Consider the following 23,009-nt stretch of genomic DNA (forward strand, 5'->3'; position numbering starts at 1 on the left):
ATACTTTACGCCATAAAACACGCATTTTCTTTTGAAAGCGCTTAATTGTAACCGTTTACATCCGAATATTAAATTTTCCCTCTATTTAAACACCTAAAATCACATAAATAGTTTCATAATGGGTAAAATATGTTTGTTATCTCTGACCCATGAATGGATTAACATCTGGGGGGACTTAATAAACAAAAATGTTGCTTAATTAGCCCGAATGCGGTTTAATATTAGTGACAAGGGTATTATTACATAGGTACCTGTGGCAATTTGCATAAATCCTGTGAGCGACTTTCACTCAGCAAGATATAGATCGAAGTGATCCTATTCGTCTAGAACTTGTCCCGGAAGCGATTCGAATTGAATTATGCAAAATGCTGACCTTAACAAAAATTCAAAAATCTCAGGAGGTATTTCACTATGACTTTTCAATTACCAGCACTTCCTTACGCTAACGACGCACTGGAACCACATATTGATGCGCAAACGATGGAAATTCACCACGATCGCCATCACAATACTTACGTAACGAACTTGAACGCAGCTCTGGAAAGCGCTCCTGAACTGCAAGGTAAAAGCTTGGAAGATCTGATTGCTAACCTTGACAGCGTACCTGAAGGTATCCGCACAGCCGTTCGCAACAATGGTGGTGGACATGCTAACCACAGCCTGTTCTGGGAAATCATCGGACCTAACGGCGGCGGCGCTCCTACTGGAGACATCGCAGCAGCAATCGATAGCGAACTGGGTGGCTTTGACAAATTCAAAGAAGATTTTGCAAAAGCAGCTACAACTCGTTTCGGTTCCGGTTGGGCTTGGCTCGTAGTTGGTAAAGATGGCAAATTGTCCATCACTAGCACACCTAACCAAGACAGCCCTCTCTTCGAAGGTCTGACTCCGGTTCTGGGTCTGGATGTATGGGAGCACGCTTACTACCTGAAATATCAAAACAAACGCCCTGACTACATCGGTGCTTTCTGGAATGTAATCAACTGGGACGAAGTAAACAAACGTTACGCTGCAGCGAAATAAGACTGCTGGCATAATAGAAGAGCCTGATTTGGTCAACACGACCGAATCAGGCTTTTTTTTATTTGCTTTTGCTTGCTGCACTTCGTTATGAGTAATCCTTCTACGGCTACGAGCTTTAAGTTAAGAATCCTTAGTCCTTAGAGCAAGTATCCTCATTCAAAGACGGTTAGTATGGAGTAGTTTCACTATTCATTAACATCGTCATATGCCCCTGCAAAATAACTGCTGATCAGCTTCAGGAATATATTCGGAAATGCCATTTTGTCCATATCTTCTGGACCAATCCAGCGATAGGTCAGGCCATCACCCTTACCTGTCAGTGTGCTCAGCGCCTGGTCACTAACGTCAGATGGTGCGAGCAGCTCTCCATCGTTAAGCGATGTTGAGATGTTCTGTGCATGAGGAGTGCCCGGCTCCGATGGCGATTTGGCTGACTCAGGTGACACAGCTGATGATGCGGCTGTGCCCTCCCTTGTTACCGCCTGTGCGTCGTAGGCGGCTCTGGCTTCCGCGGCGATCAGCGGAAGCTCGTTACTCTGGTCCTGCTCGGTGCATTTGTACACCTGCAGGCTCCAGACAATGTGGCTGAACACATGCTCCGCATGGGTAGCCAGCCCTTCCGGGCGGGCAGCGAAGCCTTCCGCCCACAGACTGCCGGCCAGCAAAGCCATGGCCGGCTCATCTGCCAGCGGCCCCGCCGCCTTGCCGGCTGCGGCGGGCGCGGCCAGCACATGCGGCAGCTCCCACATGCGGGCCAATAGGCCCGTCGCTGGGCGCTGGCGCACAAGCACACGGCCGCGATGAGCACCGCGGCCCTCCACAATGGCGACCAGCCGCTGCTCAGGGCGCGGCGGCTTCGCCTTAGTCTTGACCGGCAGCGTGAGCTCACGTCCGGCGATGCGGCCGGAACATTGCTCCATGACCGGGCAAGTCAGGCAGTGCGGCGCTTTGGGCGTGCACACCAGCGCGCCAAGTTCCATCAGCGCCTGATTGAAATCACGCGCACGCCCTTCTGGAATGAGCTCTCCCGCGAGCTCTTCCATCAACACCCGGGTGCTGCCCTTCATAATGTCCTCATCAATGAGGAAGTATCGGGACAGGACCCGCATCACATTGCCATCCACCGCTGGCTGCGGCTGGTTGAAGGCAATGCTGAGAATGGCCCCGGCTGTATACGGGCCCACCCCTTTTAACGCAAATACTGCCTGCTTGTCCTGTGGCATCTCCCCACCGTGCAGCTCCATGACTTGTCTGGCAGCTGCTTGAAGATTGCGGGCACGCGAATAATATCCGAGCCCCTCCCAATTTTTCAAGACCTCTTCTTCCGGTGCTTCAGCCAAAGCCTGTACAGTCGGAAAATTCCCAATAAAACGGTTGAAATACGGGATCACCGTATCCACCCGAGTCTGTTGCAGCATAATTTCCGATACCCACGTGAAATAAGGATTGTTGTGGCGACGCCACGGCAAATCCCGTCTGTTGACCATATACCAATCCAGCAAATTCACGCTGAAATGTCGTTTCTGTTCCAATAAACCCATATTCCCGTCCTCTCCTGTTACCATGCTTACGTTCTTCACACGTTCTCCCACATTGTTACTTTTCAGATTCAGGCAACGTCTTCCCCATCTGCTCTACAATAGCAAAGGCCGCAGCCAGCTCCGTCTGGTGAGTAATACTCAAGTGAATATCATACTGCTTGCCGTATGGCAGTTGCAGTCGTTCCCACGCTTCATCAGACAGTGTGGCAACGGGACGTCCTTTCGCATCAGGTAGCACTTCAATGTCGGTAAAACTCATCATGCTTCCAATGCCGCAGCCAAATGCCTTGGACACAGCTTCCTTCGCTGCAAATCGACCAGATACAAACTCCACCATCCGTTTTCCCCGATGCTCCGCAATCTCCTGCTCTGCATGCGTTAAAATCCGCTTCATAAACGCTTCGGCGTGTTGACCTGACAACAGCCTGCGCATACGCCCAATCTCCAGTACGTCATTTCCAATGCCATATATCATTAACGCTTCACCCGCTTAACCTTTTATGCTGTAAACGATCTCCATTCGGTCATCTGATCCGTAACTTATCCGAACACGTATTCTATTGTAGCAGGAGGCGCGCATGGATGCGAGTACCTTCGTCCACATTACCATTTATGTTAAAATATGAATCAGCAATAGATGAAACTTTAGGAGGAATAAGATATGTCCACAGCATTTGAACTGCCTGTTGGCGAAGATGCCGTCATTCGCGGAAATATATTCACTGCACGGCAACCCGCTCAAGGAATCATTATCCTGGCTCACGGTTACAAAGGCTTCAAAGACTGGGGCATGTTCCCCTACACTGCATCCCAGCTAAGCGAGAACTATCACGTCCTGACCTTCAATTTCTCTCACAACGGTGTTGGAGAAGATCTGGAGCAATTTTCTGAACTTGAAAAGTTTGCAGTCAATACGTACAGCCGGGAGCTTGCCGACTTGGCAACGCTGCTTGATTATGTGTCCACACAGCCAGAACTTAACGAACTACCGGTATTTCTACTTGGACATAGCCGCGGTGCAGGCGTAAGCCTCGTGTACGCGCTGGATCATCCCGAACAGATTGCAGGCGTACTCTCTTGGAACGGCGTAACCAACTTGGATCTCTTTACCCCTGAGCAAAAAGAAGAAATGCGCACACATGGCCGCAGCCATGTCACGAACGGGCGAACTGGCCAGCAGATGCCTCTGGACGTGTCCATTCTGGAAGACTTGGACGCGCATAAGGAGCGTTACGCCATCATTGATCGTTTGGCTTCTTCCCCTCTGCGTGTGGCACTTATTCAGGGAACAGAGGACGGCACACGGCTGCGTGACGGCTCGGCCGCACTGGTTCAGGCTCGCCCGGATATCCCGTGGCACCAGATTCCCGGCGGAAGTCATACTTTTAATACTGTGCATCCATTCAAGGAATCGACGACGCAGCTTGAGCAGGCGATCGCCGAAACACTTCGCCAGATCGCAAATTGGATTAACTAATCTTGCATAACAAAAAGAGTCGCTGCCTTATGCAGTGACTCTTTGCTGTTCAGATACTTGCATTGCCCATATCATATCATGGCATGCTTGCAATCCATATTAGATGCCAGGAATGGCATTACGTTTGTGATGGGTACGTGTGTAGAATGCTTCAAGACGCTCCTGTGCAGCCGGATCAATCTGTTTGCCTTCCAGATAGTCACTGTTCGCTTCATACGAAATGCCCAGTTCATCTTCATCAGTCTGGCCTTCCCAGAGTCCCGCTGATGGAGCCTTGTCCAAAATGGCCTGTGGCACGTTTAAATACGCAGCCAGCTGACGCACTTGACGTTTGTTCAGGCTGCTCAGTGGTGTAATATCCACGGCGCCGTCACCCCACTTGGTGTAAAAGCCCGTGATGGCTTCAGAAGCATGGTCTGTTCCGACAACCAACAGGTTTTCCTCAAAGGACAGAGCATATTGCATCACCATACGGGTTCTTGCTTTCACATTCCCTTTGCCTTGATGAGTCATATGACGCGGGCTGCCCATGGATTTGAAACCTTGTTCCACTTCGAGTGCGATTTCGTTCACTGCATCTTCGATGTTGGTTTCCACAACGTGCTTCAGGTCGTAGGCTTTTGCTACAGCATAGCTATGGTCAATGTCCGATTGCTCACCGTAAGGCTGGAATACACCCAGCGTTTTGTATTCCTTATTCTCTTCAGCTGTAAGCTCGTCCGTTGCTTTTTTGCAAATTGCCGTAGCTACAGCGCTGTCAATCCCGCCACTGATTGCAATAAGCAACCCTTTGGAATTGGCATTTTTCACATAGGTTTTGAGAAAGTCAACGCGCTTGCGCACTTCCTCTTCTTCATTAATGCTTGGTTTAACCTTCAATTCAGCGATGATCTGTTGTTGCAAACTCATCGTTCACACACCCCGTTTCTAAATTAATGAAATTTGATGTCCATTTTGAAAGGTCCGAATGGTTAAATAACCCTATTCGCTCAAAATGAAACGCCCCGGCATCGGTCATCCGAAAGGCGGGGCGTTGCTTGAGCTAATTAACGGCAGTAACGGTCAAACACACTTGTGAGTTCAGCCGCAATTTCCTCCGCAGAACGATCTTCCACTTGATGACGCTCAATAAAGTGAACGAGTTCTCCGTCTTTCATCAGAGCGATGGAAGGTGAAGATGGAGGATATGGTGCAAAGTATTCACGTGCTTTTGCTGTAGCTTCTTTGTCCTGACCAGCAAATACTGTGTACAGGTGGTCTGGTGTAATATCATGTTGAAGTGCTTGGGATACACCTGGACGGCATTGACCTGCGGCACATCCGCAAACCGAGTTAATGACAACCAGAGCGGTTCCTTTGGCATCCGGCAAACTTGCTTCAACTTCTTCTGGAGTCCGCAACTCCTGAATTCCCAAACGAGTCAGATCATCCCGCATCGGTTGAACCATATCTTTCATGTATTGATCAAATGACATAGACATTCGGTTTCACTCCTTAAACATGTGAGTTCTATTATTTAAAAAATTAAATGCTTTTGTGCTATTCCTATTATACATCCCTAATCAATGAAAGCAAGGTTCAAACACCGCCTGCGGAAAGGCTTCTCCTTCAATATTATGTCTCATTCCTTGGCAAAACATGCTTAAAGTTCAGCGTTGAAATGCAACCTTGAAAGTTGTACCCTTCCCTTCCTCCGATTCGACGGTAATGGTTCCGTTATGCCGTTCAATAATACTCAGACACATGGATAATCCCAGTCCGGTTCCTTTGGCTTTGGTCGTAAAAAAAGGTTCGAACAGCTTCTCCTGCTTCACTCTAGGTATTCCTGGGCCTGTATCTCGCACACACAGCTCCACGGTGTCATCCACCAACCGGGTCTCAAGTGTAAGTACCCCTTTTTCATTCATGGCTTCCATCCCGTTACGAGCCAGATTAAGTACCACTTGTTTGATTTCCTTTGAATTTAGATGCAGCTTCGGCACATTGTGAGCCAGCATAAATTCAATACTCTGACCTCGCAAATTTGCATCCGCCCATAACAAAGGACTTAGTTCATGGATGATATCATGCAGCTGGGATTCTTCTTTCTCGGCAATTCGATTCTGAGCCAATGACAGAAAATCATTAATAATGCTATTCGCCCGATCAAGCTCTTCCAGAACGATCCGGTAATAGTGATCCAGGGACTCTGGACTCTTTTCCTGCATTAATTGAAGAAAACCACGCACAACCGCCATCGGATTCCGTACTTCATGGGTAATACTTGCGGCCATTTGGCCGACAAGACTGAGGCGATCCACATTATCGAGCTCGCTCCGCAGCATTTCAAGCTCAGTAATATCCTGAATGATCAACATGGCTCCGATAGCCTCTCTTGGCAGTTCTGCTGAATACGCGTAGATGGGAACCGTCCGGGATTGGAACACGTTTGAACCGTAACGCACTGTTAGCCCACTCACTTCTCCATGAACAATGGCTTTACGAATACTGCTCTCCATCTTGTCTGCCTGGGCTTGTTCGACAAACTGACTCGCTGGTTGCCCAATCAAATCTGGTGTGGTTGTGCAAGGCAGTTGATCCCGCGCCGTTTGCTCCATCGTATCATTGACGAACTGCACGGTCCCTTCCTTATCTACGGTTGCGATGGATAAAGGAACAGCATTCAGAATTTGGTTAAGCTTTTCCGTTTCGGCTATGTATCTATGATGAACTTCAGACAAATGTTGCTCAAGCCCCCGGTGATGTTGCATCTGTTCAATCCAGAGCATACTAAGACTTCCAGCAATAACTGCACCGATGGTATATCCCAGCGCTAGCAATACCCACTGTACTATTGAGAATGTTGGCTGGCTTTCCATCAATGGAATATACAGTACACTGGACACAACCAGCTCTGCCGTTATTAAGGCGATAACTGTTGCCATTTTGCGTGAACGTGTATAATGCTTGAATCGTTTGGCTGACAACCATACAATAGGATAGAGAAGGATGCCCGTTTGAAGTAGAAATCCGTACAGATTATAGGGATGCGCAAAGAGAAAATAGAAGAGTATCTGGAGAAGAGACAGCGTTAGACCAATGCGAGGCCTGCAATACAATATGACTAGCGTCAGGGGCACAATGCCCAAGGAGATGGGAACTGACACCGGACTCCCATAGTGGGCAAAAAGCAGACATAGCAACATGCTCACCACACTGGTCGCGGCAAAACTGGTCTGTACCATCCTATGATATCCTGCCTTGGCGACCGCTTGCTTGGAGAGCCCCAAGTGCAATAATGGAATCAGGAATACCGCAGCTCCTGCAAGCAGTATTTGTAAAAGAATGTCCTTCAACGCAACCACAATGCCATCTCCCTCCTCTGCCTGCACATTCCCTCATGTATTTCTGATTAAAACATAGGCGACAGTATATTACAATATATCCCTTAAGACTGCATAATAGAACTGCTAATACATTTGTATTGTTTCATAAACAGGCAGGAGTAGACAGGGTTTTCGGAAAACAGACAAAATCAATGAAAAAAGAGGGTAATAATGCATGTATGATGTCATTGTAATTGGCGGTGGATCTGCGGGCCTCATGGCCTGTGTTGCCGCTGCCGAGCATGGAGCCTCGGTGCTTCTGCTGGATAAAGGAGATCAACTCGGCCGTAAACTCGGGATCTCTGGCGGCGGTCGCTGCAATGTGACCAATGCCAAGGAGACGGATGAACTAATCCGGCATATTCCGGGCAATGGACGCTTTTTATATAGTTCATTTCAGAATCTGGACAATCAGGGAATTATGCGGTTTTTTGAAAATCTCGGTATTGCCCTGAAAGAGGAAGATAACGGGAGAATGTTCCCGGTAACCGATAAAGCCAAAACGGTCGTTGATGCGTTGGTTGGTAAAATTGTTTCCCTTGGGGTAGAGATTCGCACCAAACAGCCGGTTAAGGAATTAATTCAGAACGGTCAACACGTGCAGGGCGTGAAGCTAGCTTCTGGTACAACGATACTTGCACGCTCTGTTATTATCGCTACCGGGGGTAAATCAGTTCCTCAAACCGGATCAACCGGGGATGGCTACCCTTGGGCTGAAGGGGCTGGACATACGATTACAGAGCTGTATCCGACGGAAGTACCGATTGTATCTGGCGAGAGCTGGATTCAATCCAAAGAACTGCAAGGCTTGTCCTTGCGAGATGTCGGGTTATCTGTTCTAGATGCCAAAGGCAAATCGGTTATCTCCCATCGCGGAGATATGATCTTCACCCATTTCGGCGTATCAGGACCGATCGCGCTTCGTTGCAGCCAGTTCATTCGCAAGGTGCAAATGAAATCTGGGAACCCTCAGGTCACGATGAGTATTGATCTGTTCCCCGATCTGTCCCCCGGTGCTCTGGAAGCCCAGGTTCAGCAGGTGCTGGAGCAGGAATCCCGAAAGGCCGTCAAAAACATACTCAAAACATGGGTTCCTGAGCGCATGATTCCATTGATGATGAAGCGTGCAGAGATCAGCGAAGACCTCACATTTCACCATTTCCCCAAAGGCATGTTAAGTGCATTAGTGGGGTTAATGAAAGATTTCACCTTCCGCGTAGACGGAACTCGTTCTCTCAAAGAAGCCTTTGTGACTGGTGGGGGAATCCACTTAAAGGAAATATACCCCAAAACAATGGAATCCAAGCTGCTGCCGGGACTATTCTTTTGCGGTGAAGTTTTGGATATTCACGGCTACACGGGAGGCTATAATATTACCGCTGCCTTCTCTACGGGGTACACGGCTGGCATGCATGCTGCAGAGTATAAAAACGCTCGCTCATGACTTGAACATAGGATGTTGATGGACAGAGTTAGGGGCCACATCACGTAAGTTTATTAAGAGCATGAAAAAACCTCGACATCCCGCTATCGGCGGGGTATCGAGGTTTTTTTGAGATGTATGCAATCCAGAATCACTGTCACCAACAAGGCAAGCAGCATCGTTGCCCCTGTTGTATTTACGCCTTCACACTGCCCGAGAAACCATCCACTGAATCATCGAATGTCGGATCTTCATCCCGGTTAGAGATCTCCTGTTCGGAATTGCCCCCCTGGGTTCCGCTCGCATAACCTTCATTCCAATCTTCATTCACGAGATGAGCCGGAATGGATATATTCTGAAACTGATCCAATCCATCTGTTTCGGAGAGAAACACCGCACTTCCTCCGTGTGACTGTACGATTTCCACAGCAGATAGCGTATCCTGTCGATCTGTAGGAATGTACAATTCAAGCGGCCCTGACTGGTATGGCTTATACCCAAGTTCCTCCAAAGTTGCATGCGCCGCGAGCAACGCTGCATTGTCTGCAAAATGTACCTGAAGTTCACTATCATCCAACATGATTTTTTCCTCCTTGCGAGAGCCGATCTCTTACTTTCAAAATCGTAAGACCCGTCTCCTATAGCATGGTCAGTTACTTCATCTGATATGCTACTGAACAAGGAAGAATATCAACTAAGCGGATCGGATGTAACGAATCCAGCCTGTTATAGATAGGACGAACAGCCCAAATGCCACGACAGCCGCAGCCGTAACGATACCTTCCAGCCAGCCCAGCCAGGCTGCCCCCAGTGAAAATCCCATTAGAATCCCTAGCGGAACGAACAACATCCGTACCATGGTCACACCTGCACGATTTAACGCCTCGGAATCATAGGATACAAGCTGAACGTACTCCGAGGTTGCAAAGACCTCCCAAGAGCGATAAAAAAGTACGCTCAACATGATGACCAACAAGCCACACACGATTACATTGACCGGGAAAGGTGGTAAAGCAACGGCAGCAATCGAAAGGCCGCCAAGCTGCAAGTACAATTTCATGGTTGAGGAGTTACGAAAAAATGCTTTGAATGCCGTCTCAGCTGTCCGATTAGAGATCGTTCGATGACGCAGCAACTTACGCTGCTTGCGGAATATGATCGTCCGGGTGCGTGGTGCTTTCGGTTTGGTTACAGATCGACTCAGTAAAAGGGCTGTGAACTTTAGCCTTTCTCGTAAATCTTCACGCACATCGCCCTCAAAGGTTCCCTTCATTTCCAGCCTCAATCGGCCAACCAAAATCAGAAGAAGGATTGCGGCCACAATACCTGCAAGCAGTATCCAGATGTGTCCATGCATCCAGGATGTTACTCCAATCGTGATAATGCCCATGGCAACTGCTAAAGGGATCATGCGAATCCAGCGTCTCCATCCGGTATAACGTACTTTCGTCATATGAAGTACAATGACCTGGAATGAAGCTACTGCGCCAAACCAAATCGCTATTAGTGCGATATGGATAAATGACATGTCATACACACGGGACCATAGTGGTGAAGTCAACGCCGTAATTGCAATCATTTTACCCAAATGCTGCAAGCAAGCCCGGTAGATCCCTTGTTTCATCAATGTACGCATCCACAGCGACCGCGACTTCAGGAATAACACATCCGCTTCCTCTACAAATATAAGAATTCCACCTGTAAGCATAATGACGTCGATCAGTCCTGTCAGTGTAGGCAGCGTTAATCCGGTCGCCCATGAGGGCAGTGGTTTGGACCATAAACTCACGTACCATCCGCTGAAATACAGCAGACCCGGAATAAGCAGGTATACCCATACCGTCCAATCTACTACCAGTTTCAGGTTTTTTAACTGTTCATTGAAGTGCTCCTTGCGTCTGCGTCTATATAAACCAAGTGGCGTGTATGCTCGAGAGGTCTCCATCTTCCTCCCCCCTTCCCGGTTAGGATGTCAGTGTGTCAAAACAATCAAACAACGAGGCATCCGGCAAATCTGCGGCTGCACGGATTTCGTCCAATGTTCCTTCGGCAGCAGAGCGCCCGGAATGAATAAGAATAAAACGATCACAGATTCGCTCAGCGGTATCCAGTACATGCGTTGACATAAGGACACCCGCACCACGGCGGCGCTCATCGTCCAGCAATTTTAGAAAATCCTTGGTTGCGCGTGGGTCCAGCCCGATGAAAGGCTCGTCCACAATATATACATCCGGCGAGGACAGGAAGCCGATCATCAGCATCATTTTCTGCCGCATCCCCTTGGAGAAACTGGCCGGAAGATCATTGCGAACGTGGTCCATGCCGAAACGAACCAACATCTCCTCCGCCCTGGCAACAAAGACCTCTTCCTCCATCTCATAGGCAGCCGCTGCCAGATCGAGATGTTCCCACAGGGTCATATATTCGTAAAACACAGGTTGTTCCGGGATATAGGCATAACGTCCATCTCCCCCAATGGTTACTTCATACTTTGCATGCTCAAGTAAGCCAAGCAATGTTTTAATGGTCGTGCTTTTGCCAGCCCCATTCGGTCCGATTATACCCACCAGTTCCCCCGGCGCCACGTGTAATCGGATGTTCCTGATCGTGGATTGACCCGCCTCATATCCTGCTTCCGTAATATGTACGTCCAATATGGACTCCTGTGCGGCTGTATTTTTGTTTTCGATTTCCATATCATTCACTCCCTGTCCTGTCAGGTGCTTGTTGGGTTCTTTATTGATATTGTAATCGAGTTCGTGAGGAATTGTTTGATCATTTTAAGCTTTTGTTCTTAAGTTGGATCATACTGTGAAAATACCTGAAAATGTGAGACCTGAAGTACTGGAAGCTTTTTTTGATGTTTTTGAAGAGGATGAATGACACAGCACAAGCTGGAGTGAAGAACTATTCTTTGTTGGACTCTGCTGTAAATAGCCCCCAACAAACTTTGTTTGGAGAAGATGCCTATCCTTCTATATTTGAAAAAACTAGTGCTTTATTAGAGTCTTTAGTTAAAAATCACTGCTTTCAAAATGGGAACAAAAGGACAGCTTATCTCGTGACCAAATCGTTTTTGATGTTGAATGGTTACCATCTCCAAATGGAACGTCAATTTGCAGTAGAGTTCGTGGTCAATATTGCAGAGGGAAGCACTCATTTGAAAGCATCGCAACTATATTAAAGGACCATTCAGTCGTGCGGTAACATAATTTTATAATAAACAAAAGAAGCAGGGGTTCCGGAACCCCTGCTTCTTTATATTACAGTGAAAATCTCATATTTGCATACTCGTTTCACTCACCTGTAATCATGTAGTTTGCTGTAAGACTCCCGTCCATATCGTTCTTTTTTCGCCTACGAATCGCTACATAAATCACGCCAAGCAACGTCAGCAAAATGCCTGAACTGATAAAAGCCGGAATAACTCCGAATGAGGTCACCAAAAATCCACCTACCACCGGACCCATGATGTTACTGGCCGTCATGATGCTGCCAACCGTTCCAAACACACGCCCCGTCATGGATTCAGGCGTTTGCTCCTGAAGTAGAATTTGGAACGGAACAATGGCAAACCCAACCCCCACACCTGCCAAGGCAAATAACGATATCAGCAGTAAATTAGCGCCAAGACCAGCATGCGGCCATACTCCTACGATCATGCCTACTCCACCAATGACAAGACCCATCAATGATGTTCCAAGACCCATCTTGATTACATGCCCCGCCTTCTTCCACTTCTGAACACTCATCGCTGCAATTAACGTTCCAACACCGCTAGCCGCGACACACCATCCGAGCAGATCACTTGAAATACCAGGAAGCTGCCTAAACAGGACTACCGTCTGGGAATCCGCAAATTGCAGAAACAGAAGGACTGAGGCAAGCAGGACTAAAGAGGTACCCACATGAGGAAGAGATGCGAGCATGCGGATGCCTTCCATTGTATCTTTCAAAAACATAGCTTTTTTACCCGCTTGAGCAACGCCTGCTGTCTCTTCCCTTACATGTTCTACGTTCTGATTCACAGATTGGATCACTCGTGCTCCAGGAATCCATAGCAAAATAATGCCTGAGATCAGAAAGGACGCGGAATCCAACACGAAACACCAGGTGATCCCAAAAGCGGCAACCAACAGCCCGCCAAGAGCCGGACCGATAATTTTGGACATCTGTTCAATCACCGAGCTGATGGACACCGCCTGCCCCAATTGCTCATGCGGCACAATCTCCTTAAGCTTGCCGTTCTTGGCCGGTGAGAACACCACATCGAATAAAGACTTGAGAATAAGCAATACATACACATGCCAGATTTGATCCGCAAAAATGAGCCCTCCAACGATCACAATTCGCGCACCGTCTGCGCCGATCATCAGCCACTTGCGATTGACCCGGTCCGCCAGTGCCCCTGCAAATGGACCTGTAAGTAAGACAGGCAATGCTGCACAGAGCGTGGTGAATGTAATCTCCCATGGCGTGGCATTCCAGCGAATGCCCACCAGCGTAAGGATCGCAAGCAGGTGCAGCCAGTCTCCCAGATTGGAGATAGCCTGCGCAGCCATCAAAGTGATAAAAGATCGATTGTGCTTCAGGGGTCTTCGTTCCTGCATCGTTAATCCATTTGCCATCATTCTTCTCCTCCGCCCTCAACCCATTCATGATATGAATTTATTATAGAGAGCAGGCTGAGCTCCAACCTCCTGCCAGAGACGGAGAGGACGCGGCGCCTTCAGGATGATTTTCTCAGTACTTATTTTCAAATCTCATGAATGCTGACAATACGAAAAATGATTAAATTTTAATTGCTAAAAATGCAAATCTTGTGACATATCGCATGTTTTTCGTGCAAACAGATGCTTACAATAGAAATATGGCGAACCTTTGAATCGTCAAATGTAAATTCATCAACTCCAATAAATCTGAAAAGGCGGGATCAGTATGCTGGAATTACAGGAAATCGGAACCGAACGTTCTCTTCATCTGTACCGCACCTTGGCCCAGACATTTAAGAGCGTGAATGAACACGCTGTATCCGGAAGCAAAGTGCATGGCTTCAACCCCACCGCTTACGGGGTGCTCGAAGTGTTATATATGAAAGGAGCACAGCCCATTCAACAAGTCGGTGCACAGCTTCTGCTGCAAAGCGGGAATGTCACTTATGTCATTGACAAGCTGGAGCAAAAGGGACTTTTACATCGAAAACACTGTCCGCAGGACAGACGCATCATTTTCGTAGAATTGACCGAAGAAGGCCAGCGTACGATGGATGAGATCTATCCAGGCTACGCACACAAAATAGATCGTGCTGTCAGCGGTCTGAGCGAAGATGATAAGACATTGCTCTCTGAGCTGTTGGAAAGGCTTGCACTCGGTGCGGATCGTTTATCCGCAAACGGTTAAGGCCAGCCCCGTATCACCTGATCCAAACTAAAAATAACCGGTTCGCCTTAATAGGCGGTACCGGTTATTCGAATTTGTTTATTAATCAAATCAAAGGTACAGAATCCACATCAACACCGTGAGGACAGCGACAACCAATCCACCTGCAATCAGCAAATCGACAATGTAACTGGACAGACCTGAGCGGCTGTGACCCTCAATCTCCCTCTGAGTCTCTTCGTACTTGCTTTTGGCTTCATCTTCCTTGGACGAATTCAGATTATTGGGAAACATCATTCTCACCCCTACTCCAAATGAGATATCTATATTATCCTGTGCTGGTCTGCTGCTTCTGCTTACGAATTTTTTTCAAGATCCATCCCAGACCTGATTGCCACAGTAAAAAAACAAACGTTGTTGTTACTACGTATTGATAAGGGCCAGCATACTGAAAGGCATGCATTCTGTACACAAAGATGGAGAACAACAGCGCACTACCTACACCAAGAAGAAAATAAGCTATGATTGTACTTATTACCTTGGATATAGGTCTGTTCATTTTCAGAGAAGCAAGCACTTGGTCCACAAATAATGATAAAGGCAGGATCAGAAACAAAAGAAGAGCCAAGTTGATAAGAATGCTTATGATCAATGTATACCAGAAGGGATAGTAATATGTATGTTCCGCTCGTTCTGCCAAGGGAACATATTTCATGAGTCCGACAACAATTGAGAGCGAAATGCAAGTCATAATGACTGCCAGAAGCTTGATTGAAAAGGATATTAACCAGAATGATTGCAGCGATTGCTTACTCATCTTAACTCGCCTCCCATTCCATTATTGTAAATTATAGATAATCCCTTCTAGAAAATAATAAACAAAAAAGCAGCCAAGAAACAGCTGCCCTAATCCAATGAATTTTCTTTTCACTTCGTTTACTTCGCTGAAGCTTGTGCTTGTGGCGGAGTATCTGCATCTTCGGGAACGATTAGCCGTTTGCGCAAGGCCAGTGTCGTCACCCATGAGATAATGGCAATGACAAACATGATGACAAACAAGGAATGCAGACTTCCTTCCAACACGTTACGCAGTAGCGCCCATTTGTCATCCGATAGAGCGGCATCCGTATGCGGAGCAAGCAGTTGATTCAGGTCCCCATCCGAAATCCCCGCCTCTGCCAGATGCTGTTCGCTCGACAACGTTGAAATTCGGTAATTTAACCATGTGCCGAAGGCTGCTGCACCAATGGTTTGTCCAAGCGTACGCATAAAGGTATGTAAGGCCGTGGAAGATCCACGTTCTTTATACCCAACCGACGACTGTGAAATGATCGTGAATATTGTAAAAGCAAATCCGAAGCCGAGTCCGTAAATAAAGGTCAAAATAAACAGTACGGCTTGGGGTGATGTTCCACCGACCAAGAAGAGTCCACCCGATCCAATGGCAATCCCGGTTAATCCAATCACCGCTGTTAAGCGTGATCCAATTTTCATTAGCAGACGGCCAGCAAGTACACTACCAATCAGCCAGCCAACAGACATCGGTGCAAGCAGCAATCCTGATTCAGTCGCGTTACCGCCCCGAACCCCCTGCACCCATAGTGGCAAATAACTGGTTAGGCCAATCATCAGGGTACTGGTCAGTAGTCCGGCGATATTCGCCACCCGGATGTCCCGAATACGGAATAGATGAAGAGGTACCATTGGGGCCTGGGCTCTTTTTTCCACCACAAAAAATAAAATCATAAACAAAACAGCTACGATACTCAGTCCCACAATAATAGGAGAACTCCAGGCATAATACTGTCCACCCGCGGACAATACAAAGAGCAATGCTGTAATACCAACGGTAAAGGTCAACGCACCCATATAGTCAATTTTCGCGGTACGCGGAGACATTTCTTCCTTCAAATAACGGAACACAAACCACATCGCCAGCAGTCCGAACGGCAAATTAAATCCAAAGATCCACTGCCAGCCCAGATTGTCTACGAAATACCCGCCAAGCAGCGGTCCGGCCAGAGATGAAATGCCCCACACGGAGCTGATCCAGCCCTGTATTTTGCCCCGTTCTTCAAGGCGGTAGATGTCACCAATAATCGTAAACGTAACAGGCACAACCGCACCTGCGCCAATCCCTTGAATCGCACGAAAAATAATCAGTTGCTCCATGTTCTGCGAAAGGCAGCACAGAAGCGAGCCTAGTAAGAATAAGGCACAGCCAATCAGGAATACTGGCTTTCGTCCGTATAGATCACTGATTTTGCCAAAAATCGGCGTGCTCACAGCCATCGTCAACAGATAAGCAGTGAAAATCCAGCTCAACAGCTGCACACTTCCCAGCTCACTGACAATGGTTGGCCCTGCCGGACCAATGACTGTACCTTCAATTGCAGACAAAAAAGTCGCCAGCAGCAATCCCGCCAGGATGAAACTGCGGTTCAAACCTCCGGTTGTATTCACACAAACCCTTCTCTCTTCAAGTCGTTCTAATCTCTATTTATCTCTCTTACGCAAAAACTCATCGTACAACAGGGAATACATCACCATATCCTTATATCCGGTAGATGTATGCTGCACCTGTCGCAGCAGGCCTTCCCTCGTGAAACCGCGGTTCGTCAAAAACTCTCCCGAAGCCACATTGCGCGGATCAACCAGCGCTTCAATCCGATTGAGACCCATCGTTTCATACCCAAACGGTAACATAACCGAAAATGCTTCCGTCATATAACCGTGACGCCAGTAGTCGCGCCCCAGTTCATAACCGATCTCCCCACGGAATGCGCCTTCAAGTTGCCAAGTGTTATATCCGCAACTTCCGATGAGCTGGCCCGTCTCCTTGAGCTCAATACCCCAGCGAATCGCCTCCTCTTCTCCTGCCATATGGTTCAACAGCCCAATCATATCCGCAGCCTCACTTGTCCCGATCATGGGCGCCAAATTCATATAACGGGTCACTTCCCGGTCTGACCAGCAAGCGAACATCTGGGCAGCATCTCGGCGGCGCATTTTGCGCAGACGCAACCGCCCTGTCTCTAATTCGGGAATTCTCCCTTTGCATTTGTACATGAAAAGACTCTCCGATCCGATCTATCTCACAGACCTCATATTCAATAGCCATCTAACCATAACCTGCACCGAATGGCAACTGTTCAGTCATCATTATCACGTCAAAAAACCGGGCTACTTCCGCTCCCGGTCTTGTTGTACGTATGGATCAACTCAAGTTTGCATCCTATTTCGGGATACCTTATCCAAATTTAATTTCAGGCTGTAGACGTCTTCTTGCCCGTCCCCAGCAATTCCTCACTAACCCGGCCGAACACGGCTATGATTTCCTTAAACTCCTCAATGCCAGTCCCGGTAAGGCTCCATTGATCTCCATGGGCGGTCAGGAAGTTTTCCTGTGTCAGATGCTCAAGTTCCTGCTTGATCTCCCGTTCTCCAACGCGATACCCCCGTTCTTCCAATAGAGGCAATGCGTCGCTAACAGTTAAATCCTGATTTTGAGCTAAATATAGAAGATGAATTCGTACAAAAAGATTCTGTACCTCTGCATGCATAAGCCAAGCTCCTTCCCGGGTTGTAGCCCGCCGTGGTTGCTAAGTATTTACCCCACCCAGGAAGATGAGAAACAGGAGGAATATTCATGCCTGACCTGCCCTTTCCGAAATCCTCCGCTTGACTAACCGCAGGCTCTGCACTATCTTGAAAATAAGTACCATTTTTGCTCGGGAGGGTGATTCATCATGTTTCAAGCTGTTTCTTATGAAGGAACACGAAGCGAGCAGCAAACCGCCGTCCTGGGACAGTTAAGTGCTCTGATCCGCGATGAACCTAGCGCTATTGCCAATCTGGCAAACGCTGCGGCGTTGCTCAATGTATTTATGACCGACACCAATTGGGTCGGATTCTATCTGTATGATGGAAAAGAACTTGTACTCGGTCCATTCCAGGGACTGCCTGCCTGCATCCGTATTCCACTTGGACGCGGTGTATGCGGCACTTCTGCTGCGGAACGGCGTACAATGGTCGTTGAAGATGTTCATGCCTTTCCAGGCCATATCGCCTGTGATGCCGCATCGAACAGTGAAATCGTTGTACCCATTATCAAAAACGGCGAATTGTACGGGGTGCTCGACATCGACAGCCCGATCAAAAACCGTTTTGACGATGAAGACCGCGTCTTCCTGGAAAAGGCGGTAAGCCTAATTACAGAGCAGCTGGAATTATCCTAACTGCCTGAAATACCATCTTAAGCCGATGGAGGGTTTATCGACCTTACGATGATATGCAATAACAAAGAGCGCCATCCTCCTAGAGGATCTGCGCTCTTTGTTAGTTATTTTTCTTCACACCCATGTTCTGCTCGCCCAAGATACTTTATGCATCTAGGATAAATCCTGTTCCGCTTTAATCATCATCCCATCTCGCAAAAACTCGGCCAGCTTGGGGTGGTAGCCATCATACATCTGACGAAAATTTTTGTGCTCGACGTACAGATTGGCCAAATCCCGGTAAATCTCTGCTGTTGGGGTGTAATAATCCTTGATCCAATCCAGGTGTCTTCCAATAATCTGCTGTACTTCCGAGCTGCCGGGTTCTAACCCATCCTCAATAGCGCCCTGCAAGTCCAAGTGAATCCGGTCAATCTTCGCCTGTGAATCGAGAAAATCTTCCTTCGACTTCATCTCCTGCCCATCAGGCATTGTGGATTGCTCCGGTGAATTGGCGTTGTACTTCTGACTGTCCTCTGTCTGCATCCGTTCAGAATAGTCATTTTTTGACGCTTGGTCAGAGGTCGGTTCATTTAGAAGCTGGTGACGCCCCTTGTTGGAAAACCCAGCGTACAGTTCGTACTCATCCAGTTCCTGCTCTCCACGTAAGTAGGAGATGGTTTTATCCAGTGTTTGAATCATTCCGTGCAGATGAAGTGCCTTCTCCAGCATCTCGAGCCGATGCTGCTGCATAATACGGATCATGTCACGGGGAGTATCCCTGAGCATGGGGCCGATCTCTTCCTCCTCCATGCCTACTTCTTTACAGAACAGAATCTGCTGTAGTCTCAGCAGCTCCGGCTTCTCATAGTAGATATCCTCGTCTTGACCAACGAAGGCTGGATTCAGCAGACCTGTCTCCGCATACTGTCCCAATTCACTCAGACTTACACCGGACATCCCGGATACATCAACCATGGAATATGCCATTTGAATACACCTCCTGTCTGGCCTGTAACTCCTAGGTTCAGGCTTGTTCATACTGCATTTTATTTAAATTTAAGTGAGATATTATAAAACTTCCAACAATTCTGTACCCCAGTAATCCGTTCATTTCCCAGGATGGATACACAATGCTTCGGTGATATGAACGGCATCTAATTGGTACATTTGCGGTATGATAAGTATTTATACCCTTCTCATCAGATGTGAACCCGGGGTTAATAAAGAAAGGCTATGTATTTTTTTACGGTAAGGGCTGAATGTAGAAAAGAAAAAAATCCCGCACCCCTAACTCGGGTACAGGATCATCTTGTTCTATTTTATCTAGAATCCCGCTCGTCCTAGGAGTGGATATTTAATTCTTGTTAAACATGACAAACTTCAATTCCGTCATTTCCTCTACAGCATATTTAACACCTTCACGTCCCATCCCGCTCTGCTTCACACCACCATAAGGCATATGATCCACACGGAAAGTGGGAATATCGTTAATCATCACGCCGCCTGCTTCGATGTGGTCCGCTGCATGCAATGCAGTATGAATATCATTGGTAAACACACCCGCCTGAAGCCCGTAGATGGAATCATTCACTTGCTCGATGCCTTCTTCAACCGAATCCACTGTATTAATGACAACGATCGGGGCAAAGACCTCCTGACAAGACACCTTGGCATCATGCGGAACGTTAACAAGCACGGTTGGACGCAATACGCCGCCCTCGGCTTCGCCGCCTGTTGCCACCTCAGCACCTGCCTGCTTCGCTTCATCAATCCAATCCAGCGTACGCTGTACATCTTTGGATGTGATGAGCGCAGACACAACGGTATCCGGATTCAACGGGTCTCCAACTACGACTTTTTGGGCTGCTTCAGCAAAACGACGAATGAACTCATCCGCGATAGCGCTATGCACATAAATCCGCTGCAGCGAGATACATACCTGACCTTGGTAAGTAAAAGCTCCGGTCACACATCTCGGTACCACCTTGTCCAAATTGGCATCCGCGTCAATAATGACAGCTGCATTGGACCCTAGCTCCAATGTGACGCGTTTCAGTCCGGCTTTGCTGCGAATACTGGTGCCTACAGCCGGGCTGCCTGTAAACGTAATATGGGCCACGTCAGGATGTTCTACAAGCACATCACCAATCGTTTTACCGTCACCGCTCACTACATTCAATGCGCCATCCGGTAATCCCGCTTCCTGAAGCAAATTGGCAATATAATACGAAGACAGCGGTGTCTGCTCCGCAGGTTTCAACACAATCGTATTGCCTGCTGCCAGTGCCGGTCCTACTTTGTGAGCCACCAGGTTCATCGGAAAATTAAACGGCGTAATGGCTCCAATAACACCCAAAGGCTGCCGCATCGTGTAGCCTACGCGTCCTTCACCGCCTTTGGCTGCGTCCATGGGAACCGTCTCTCCGGTGAGCCGCTTAGCTTCCTCTGCGGCGAAACGATACGTTTCCACCGTACGGTCAACCTCGGCAAGTGCCGCAGTAATCGGCTTTGCTGCCTCCAGCGCAATGATCCGTGCTGCTTCTTCCTTCCGTTCTTCCAGCAGGGTGGACAGCTTGTAAAGGATGTCTGCACGCTGATGGGCAGGCATTCTGCGCATCTCTTTGCCCGCCTGAACTGCGGCGGCAATCGCCGCTTCCACTTCCTCAGCTGTCGCCGAGGATACGTCTGCCAGTGTTTCTTTCGAGTATGGTGCCTGAAGTGCTATATAGTCTACTGATTCGGTGGGCTTGCCCCCGATGAACAGATGTTGTTTTTTCATAGTTGTATCCTCCATTCATGTTTAACGCAAAGTTATCCCATACCTATTTATACACCACTTTAGCATCATCAACACAAGAAAGTCATACCACTATTTCACAGTCATTACGGGACATGCTGCATGTTTCAAAACTCCGTGGCTGACACTGCCCACGACGATCTCAGCGAGCATGCTTTTCCCCGCCGTCCCCATCACAATGAGATCACAGTCTCTATCCTTCGCTACACGGCAGATCTCATTCACGGGATCACCAGCTATCAGCAACGTTTCATAATGAACAGAACGCGCAGCTAACAATTCATTAACAGGTTGTATAATATGCTGTCCTTCTTCTGCGATCCGTGCTTCCAGATCCACACCCAGTGCGGGCTCATTCAGCGAGATCGAAGGATTAACGTGCACGATCATCAAGGAAGCCGGTTGTTTCATACTTTCTGCCAGAACAACGGCTTGCTCCAAAGCCTTGTGTGCATGATCCGACCCATCGACAGCAACCAATATTCGTTTCAGCATTTTCCATTCCTCCTGTTCATTAATGCGTAATGGCAGCATCGATATCGCGCAGATGTCTGCGGCGTACCAGAAGCACAACGACCCCGATCAGAACCATCAATGCGCCAAAATAAAACGGTGTCTCCGGTAGGAACCACTCGGACAATTTACCAGCAAGCCAAGGTGCCAGCGCACCTCCAAGGAACCGGACAAAGCTGTATGCAGCCGAGGCCACAGAACGTTCCACTGGGGCAGCTTCCATAACTGCCGTTGTAATTAACGTGTTGTTGATCCCGAGGAAAATCCCGGCAACGATAACGGCCACAATAACCGTTGTGGATGATCCCATTACCGTACCCACCGCCATTACCAGCAGATCAATGGCGAACAGGGTCAGCATAACGCTCATGGAAGGAACGGATCCGAATCGACGTTGCAGTCTTGGTGCGACAAAGACAGACGTGATCGCCAGCATCAGACCCCAACCGAAGAATACATAACCAAGTCCGTGTTCATCCAGATTCATGACATAAGGTGAATAAGCCATCAAGGTAAAGAAACCAAAGTTATACAGGAAGGCTGTGATCGCCAATGTTTTCAGTGAAGGATAACCCAGAGCTTTGAACGGATCGGACAAGGAACTACGCGTTTTCGGTTTGGCCATCTTAGGCAGCATAAACGTAATACTGATAAAAGCAATCGCCATCAGAACAGCTACACCATAGAACGGGCCACGCCATGAGATGGAACCCAGTTCACCACCGAGCAATGGACCAACGGCAATCCCCAGACCAAGCGCTGCTTCGTATAAAATAATCGCTTTGGCTGTCCCCGAAGTGGACAGTCCTACAATAGCGGATAATGCAGTTGCGATGAACAGGGCATTCCCTAGTCCCCAACCACCACGGTAACCGACGAGCGCACCTACAGTGTCAGAGGTTCCTCCGAGGAAAGAGAAAACAATGATCAGCAAAATCCCGCTGAGCAGTGTCCACTTCACACCAATCCGGCTGGATACAACACCTGTAATCAGCATGGCTACCCCGGTAACCGCGTTATAACTTGTAAACAATAAAGATACTTGGCTTTTGGAGGCATGCAGCTGATCGGCAATCGCAGGCAGAATCGGGTCAACCAATCCCAGACCCATAAAGGAGATAATACAGGCGAAGGCTACTGCCCATACTGCTCTGGGCTGGGATAACAGACCTCCACGGGATGACGGCAATTCGTCAGGTAATGAGGGTTCTCTTTTCATACGTAATTCCTCCTGGTTCATGATTTATGTTGTGAAATAAATTGTGAAAAAC

24 protein-coding genes are annotated in these 23,009 nt (G+C 48.0%); 6 read left to right on the forward strand and 18 right to left on the reverse strand.

Translation table 11 applies throughout. The features are described 5' to 3' along the window. Positions 1-411 precede the first annotated feature (411 nt). Positions 412-1,023, forward strand: a complete 612-nt coding sequence (locus BUA17_RS20675; RefSeq protein ID WP_024632995.1) for a superoxide dismutase — start codon at positions 412-414, stop codon at positions 1,021-1,023. A gap of 185 nt (positions 1,024-1,208) precedes the next feature. Here BUA17_RS20675 and mutY read toward each other — a convergent pair whose 3' ends face one another. Further along, entirely contained in the window at positions 1,209-2,564 is a 1,356-nt protein-coding gene (gene mutY, locus BUA17_RS20680; RefSeq protein ID WP_072734853.1) for an A/G-specific adenine glycosylase, read from the reverse strand. A gap of 55 nt (positions 2,565-2,619) precedes the next feature. After that, on the reverse strand, positions 2,620-3,039 hold the full coding sequence (gene acpS, locus BUA17_RS20685; RefSeq protein ID WP_072734854.1) for a holo-ACP synthase: 420 nt from the start codon (positions 3,037-3,039) through the stop codon (positions 2,620-2,622). 186 nt (positions 3,040-3,225) lie between these two features. Here acpS and BUA17_RS20690 point away from each other — a divergent pair, with 186 nt between their 5' ends. Further along, on the forward strand, positions 3,226-4,041 hold the full coding sequence (locus BUA17_RS20690) for an alpha/beta hydrolase (RefSeq protein ID WP_072734855.1): 816 nt from the start codon (positions 3,226-3,228) through the stop codon (positions 4,039-4,041). A gap of 99 nt (positions 4,042-4,140) precedes the next feature. On the opposite strand, the gene nadE is transcribed toward BUA17_RS20690, so the two are convergent. The 3 genes from nadE to BUA17_RS20705 all read right to left on the reverse strand — a co-directional run bounded on the left by nadE (position 4,141) and on the right by BUA17_RS20705 (position 7,412). Next, positions 4,141-4,950: an ammonia-dependent NAD(+) synthetase gene (gene nadE / locus BUA17_RS20695; protein ID WP_072734856.1), complete on the reverse strand. Its 810-nt coding sequence runs from the start codon at positions 4,948-4,950 to the stop codon at positions 4,141-4,143. Positions 4,951-5,087: 137 nt separating this feature from the next. Continuing rightward, complete coding sequence (locus BUA17_RS20700) at positions 5,088-5,522, reverse strand: BrxA/BrxB family bacilliredoxin (RefSeq protein ID WP_053779648.1); 435 nt, start codon at positions 5,520-5,522, stop codon at positions 5,088-5,090. 168 nt (positions 5,523-5,690) lie between these two features. Then, positions 5,691-7,412 (reverse strand): two-component system sensor histidine kinase NtrB, encoded by a 1,722-nt coding sequence (locus BUA17_RS20705; RefSeq protein WP_083584801.1) that lies wholly within the window; start codon positions 7,410-7,412, stop codon positions 5,691-5,693. Positions 7,413-7,581: 169 nt separating this feature from the next. Between BUA17_RS20705 and BUA17_RS20710 the strand changes: the two genes are divergently transcribed. Continuing rightward, positions 7,582-8,850 carry a BaiN/RdsA family NAD(P)/FAD-dependent oxidoreductase gene (locus BUA17_RS20710; protein WP_072734857.1) on the forward strand — a complete coding sequence of 423 codons (1,269 nt, stop codon included), beginning with the start codon at positions 7,582-7,584 and terminating at the stop codon, positions 8,848-8,850. Between the two features lie 175 nt (positions 8,851-9,025). Here BUA17_RS20710 and BUA17_RS20715 read toward each other — a convergent pair whose 3' ends face one another. The 3 genes from BUA17_RS20715 to BUA17_RS20725 form a co-directional block, all read right to left on the reverse strand. Next, positions 9,026-9,409, reverse strand: coding sequence for a hypothetical protein (locus tag BUA17_RS20715; protein ID WP_072734858.1), 384 nt, complete (start codon positions 9,407-9,409; stop codon positions 9,026-9,028). Positions 9,410-9,523: 114 nt separating this feature from the next. Then, a complete protein-coding gene (locus BUA17_RS20720; RefSeq protein WP_072734859.1) occupies positions 9,524-10,774 on the reverse strand; it encodes an ABC transporter permease in 1,251 nt (416 codons plus the stop codon). Positions 10,775-10,793: 19 nt separating this feature from the next. Then, positions 10,794-11,525, reverse strand: a complete 732-nt coding sequence (locus BUA17_RS20725; protein ID WP_072734860.1) for an ABC transporter ATP-binding protein — start codon at positions 11,523-11,525, stop codon at positions 10,794-10,796. Between the two features lie 179 nt (positions 11,526-11,704). On the opposite strand from BUA17_RS20725, the gene BUA17_RS20730 reads away from it, so the two are divergent. Then, positions 11,705-12,013, forward strand: coding sequence for a type II toxin-antitoxin system death-on-curing family toxin (locus tag BUA17_RS20730; protein ID WP_244552198.1), 309 nt, complete (start codon positions 11,705-11,707; stop codon positions 12,011-12,013). 112 nt (positions 12,014-12,125) lie between these two features. Here the strand turns inward: BUA17_RS20730 and BUA17_RS20735 are convergent, their stop codons facing one another. Then, positions 12,126-13,460: an MFS transporter gene (locus BUA17_RS20735; RefSeq protein ID WP_244552199.1), complete on the reverse strand. Its 1,335-nt coding sequence runs from the start codon at positions 13,458-13,460 to the stop codon at positions 12,126-12,128. Positions 13,461-13,767: 307 nt separating this feature from the next. On the opposite strand from BUA17_RS20735, the gene BUA17_RS20740 reads away from it, so the two are divergent. Next, complete coding sequence (locus BUA17_RS20740; protein ID WP_024632985.1) at positions 13,768-14,229, forward strand: MarR family winged helix-turn-helix transcriptional regulator; 462 nt, start codon at positions 13,768-13,770, stop codon at positions 14,227-14,229. 90 nt (positions 14,230-14,319) lie between these two features. Here the strand turns inward: BUA17_RS20740 and BUA17_RS20745 are convergent, their stop codons facing one another. The 5 genes from BUA17_RS20745 to BUA17_RS20765 all read right to left on the reverse strand — a co-directional run bounded on the left by BUA17_RS20745 (position 14,320) and on the right by BUA17_RS20765 (position 17,771). Beyond that, entirely contained in the window at positions 14,320-14,505 is a 186-nt protein-coding gene (locus BUA17_RS20745; protein ID WP_139295705.1) for a hypothetical protein, read from the reverse strand. A gap of 31 nt (positions 14,506-14,536) precedes the next feature. Next, the gene (locus tag BUA17_RS20750; protein ID WP_072734862.1) at positions 14,537-15,025 is read right to left on the reverse strand and encodes a hypothetical protein; all 489 of its coding nucleotides are present in this window, start codon (positions 15,023-15,025) and stop codon (positions 14,537-14,539) included. Positions 15,026-15,144: 119 nt separating this feature from the next. Further along, entirely contained in the window at positions 15,145-16,653 is a 1,509-nt protein-coding gene (locus tag BUA17_RS20755) for an MDR family MFS transporter (protein WP_079695914.1), read from the reverse strand. A gap of 51 nt (positions 16,654-16,704) precedes the next feature. Next, on the reverse strand, positions 16,705-17,277 hold the full coding sequence (locus BUA17_RS20760) for a GNAT family N-acetyltransferase (RefSeq protein ID WP_063567812.1): 573 nt from the start codon (positions 17,275-17,277) through the stop codon (positions 16,705-16,707). 197 nt (positions 17,278-17,474) lie between these two features. Then, positions 17,475-17,771: a hypothetical protein gene (locus tag BUA17_RS20765; RefSeq protein ID WP_063567811.1), complete on the reverse strand. Its 297-nt coding sequence runs from the start codon at positions 17,769-17,771 to the stop codon at positions 17,475-17,477. Between the two features lie 186 nt (positions 17,772-17,957). Between BUA17_RS20765 and BUA17_RS20770 the strand changes: the two genes are divergently transcribed. Continuing rightward, the gene (locus tag BUA17_RS20770) at positions 17,958-18,446 is read left to right on the forward strand and encodes a GAF domain-containing protein (protein WP_063567810.1); all 489 of its coding nucleotides are present in this window, start codon (positions 17,958-17,960) and stop codon (positions 18,444-18,446) included. Positions 18,447-18,599: 153 nt separating this feature from the next. Here BUA17_RS20770 and BUA17_RS20775 read toward each other — a convergent pair whose 3' ends face one another. From BUA17_RS20775 to BUA17_RS20790, 4 genes are all read right to left on the reverse strand, one after another. After that, a complete protein-coding gene (locus BUA17_RS20775) occupies positions 18,600-19,415 on the reverse strand; it encodes a MerR family transcriptional regulator (protein ID WP_063567809.1) in 816 nt (271 codons plus the stop codon). 367 nt (positions 19,416-19,782) lie between these two features. Continuing rightward, on the reverse strand, positions 19,783-21,207 hold the full coding sequence (locus BUA17_RS20780) for an aldehyde dehydrogenase family protein (RefSeq protein WP_139295706.1): 1,425 nt from the start codon (positions 21,205-21,207) through the stop codon (positions 19,783-19,785). A gap of 90 nt (positions 21,208-21,297) precedes the next feature. Beyond that, entirely contained in the window at positions 21,298-21,720 is a 423-nt protein-coding gene (locus tag BUA17_RS20785) for a universal stress protein (RefSeq protein ID WP_072734864.1), read from the reverse strand. Positions 21,721-21,739: 19 nt separating this feature from the next. Then, positions 21,740-22,957: an MFS transporter gene (locus BUA17_RS20790; RefSeq protein ID WP_072734865.1), complete on the reverse strand. Its 1,218-nt coding sequence runs from the start codon at positions 22,955-22,957 to the stop codon at positions 21,740-21,742. Positions 22,958-23,009 lie beyond the last annotated feature (52 nt).

The sequence above is a fragment of the Paenibacillus sp. ov031 genome (assembly GCF_900143165.1).
In the GTDB taxonomy this organism is placed as follows: Bacteria; Bacillota; Bacilli; order Paenibacillales; family Paenibacillaceae; genus Paenibacillus; species Paenibacillus marchantiae.

What these genes read in the sequence shown, in the direction of transcription:
- BUA17_RS20675 (WP_024632995.1), top strand. Translation starts at nt 412, where the DNA reads ATGACTTTTCAATTACCAGCACTTCCTTACGCTAACGACGCACTGGAA.
- mutY (WP_072734853.1), bottom strand. Translation starts at nt 2,564, where the DNA reads ATGGGTTTATTGGAACAGAAACGACATTTCAGCGTGAATTTGCTGGAT.
- acpS (WP_072734854.1), bottom strand. Translation starts at nt 3,039, where the DNA reads ATGATATATGGCATTGGAAATGACGTACTGGAGATTGGGCGTATGCGC.
- BUA17_RS20690 (WP_072734855.1), top strand. Translation starts at nt 3,226, where the DNA reads ATGTCCACAGCATTTGAACTGCCTGTTGGCGAAGATGCCGTCATTCGC.
- nadE (WP_072734856.1), bottom strand. Translation starts at nt 4,950, where the DNA reads ATGAGTTTGCAACAACAGATCATCGCTGAATTGAAGGTTAAACCAAGC.
- BUA17_RS20700 (WP_053779648.1), bottom strand. Translation starts at nt 5,522, where the DNA reads ATGTCTATGTCATTTGATCAATACATGAAAGATATGGTTCAACCGATG.
- BUA17_RS20710 (WP_072734857.1), top strand. Translation starts at nt 7,582, where the DNA reads ATGTATGATGTCATTGTAATTGGCGGTGGATCTGCGGGCCTCATGGCC.
- BUA17_RS20715 (WP_072734858.1), bottom strand. Translation starts at nt 9,409, where the DNA reads ATGTTGGATGATAGTGAACTTCAGGTACATTTTGCAGACAATGCAGCG.
- BUA17_RS20720 (WP_072734859.1), bottom strand. Translation starts at nt 10,774, where the DNA reads ATGGAGACCTCTCGAGCATACACGCCACTTGGTTTATATAGACGCAGA.
- BUA17_RS20725 (WP_072734860.1), bottom strand. Translation starts at nt 11,525, where the DNA reads ATGGAAATCGAAAACAAAAATACAGCCGCACAGGAGTCCATATTGGAC.
- BUA17_RS20730 (WP_244552198.1), top strand. Translation starts at nt 11,705, where the DNA reads ATGAATGACACAGCACAAGCTGGAGTGAAGAACTATTCTTTGTTGGAC.
- BUA17_RS20735 (WP_244552199.1), bottom strand. Translation starts at nt 13,460, where the DNA reads ATGATGGCAAATGGATTAACGATGCAGGAACGAAGACCCCTGAAGCAC.
- BUA17_RS20740 (WP_024632985.1), top strand. Translation starts at nt 13,768, where the DNA reads ATGCTGGAATTACAGGAAATCGGAACCGAACGTTCTCTTCATCTGTAC.
- BUA17_RS20745 (WP_139295705.1), bottom strand. Translation starts at nt 14,505, where the DNA reads ATGATGTTTCCCAATAATCTGAATTCGTCCAAGGAAGATGAAGCCAAA.
- BUA17_RS20750 (WP_072734862.1), bottom strand. Translation starts at nt 15,025, where the DNA reads ATGAGTAAGCAATCGCTGCAATCATTCTGGTTAATATCCTTTTCAATC.
- BUA17_RS20760 (WP_063567812.1), bottom strand. Translation starts at nt 17,277, where the DNA reads ATGTACAAATGCAAAGGGAGAATTCCCGAATTAGAGACAGGGCGGTTG.
- BUA17_RS20765 (WP_063567811.1), bottom strand. Translation starts at nt 17,771, where the DNA reads ATGCATGCAGAGGTACAGAATCTTTTTGTACGAATTCATCTTCTATAT.
- BUA17_RS20770 (WP_063567810.1), top strand. Translation starts at nt 17,958, where the DNA reads ATGTTTCAAGCTGTTTCTTATGAAGGAACACGAAGCGAGCAGCAAACC.
- BUA17_RS20775 (WP_063567809.1), bottom strand. Translation starts at nt 19,415, where the DNA reads ATGGCATATTCCATGGTTGATGTATCCGGGATGTCCGGTGTAAGTCTG.
- BUA17_RS20780 (WP_139295706.1), bottom strand. Translation starts at nt 21,207, where the DNA reads ATGAAAAAACAACATCTGTTCATCGGGGGCAAGCCCACCGAATCAGTA.
- BUA17_RS20785 (WP_072734864.1), bottom strand. Translation starts at nt 21,720, where the DNA reads ATGCTGAAACGAATATTGGTTGCTGTCGATGGGTCGGATCATGCACAC.
- BUA17_RS20790 (WP_072734865.1), bottom strand. Translation starts at nt 22,957, where the DNA reads ATGAAAAGAGAACCCTCATTACCTGACGAATTGCCGTCATCCCGTGGA.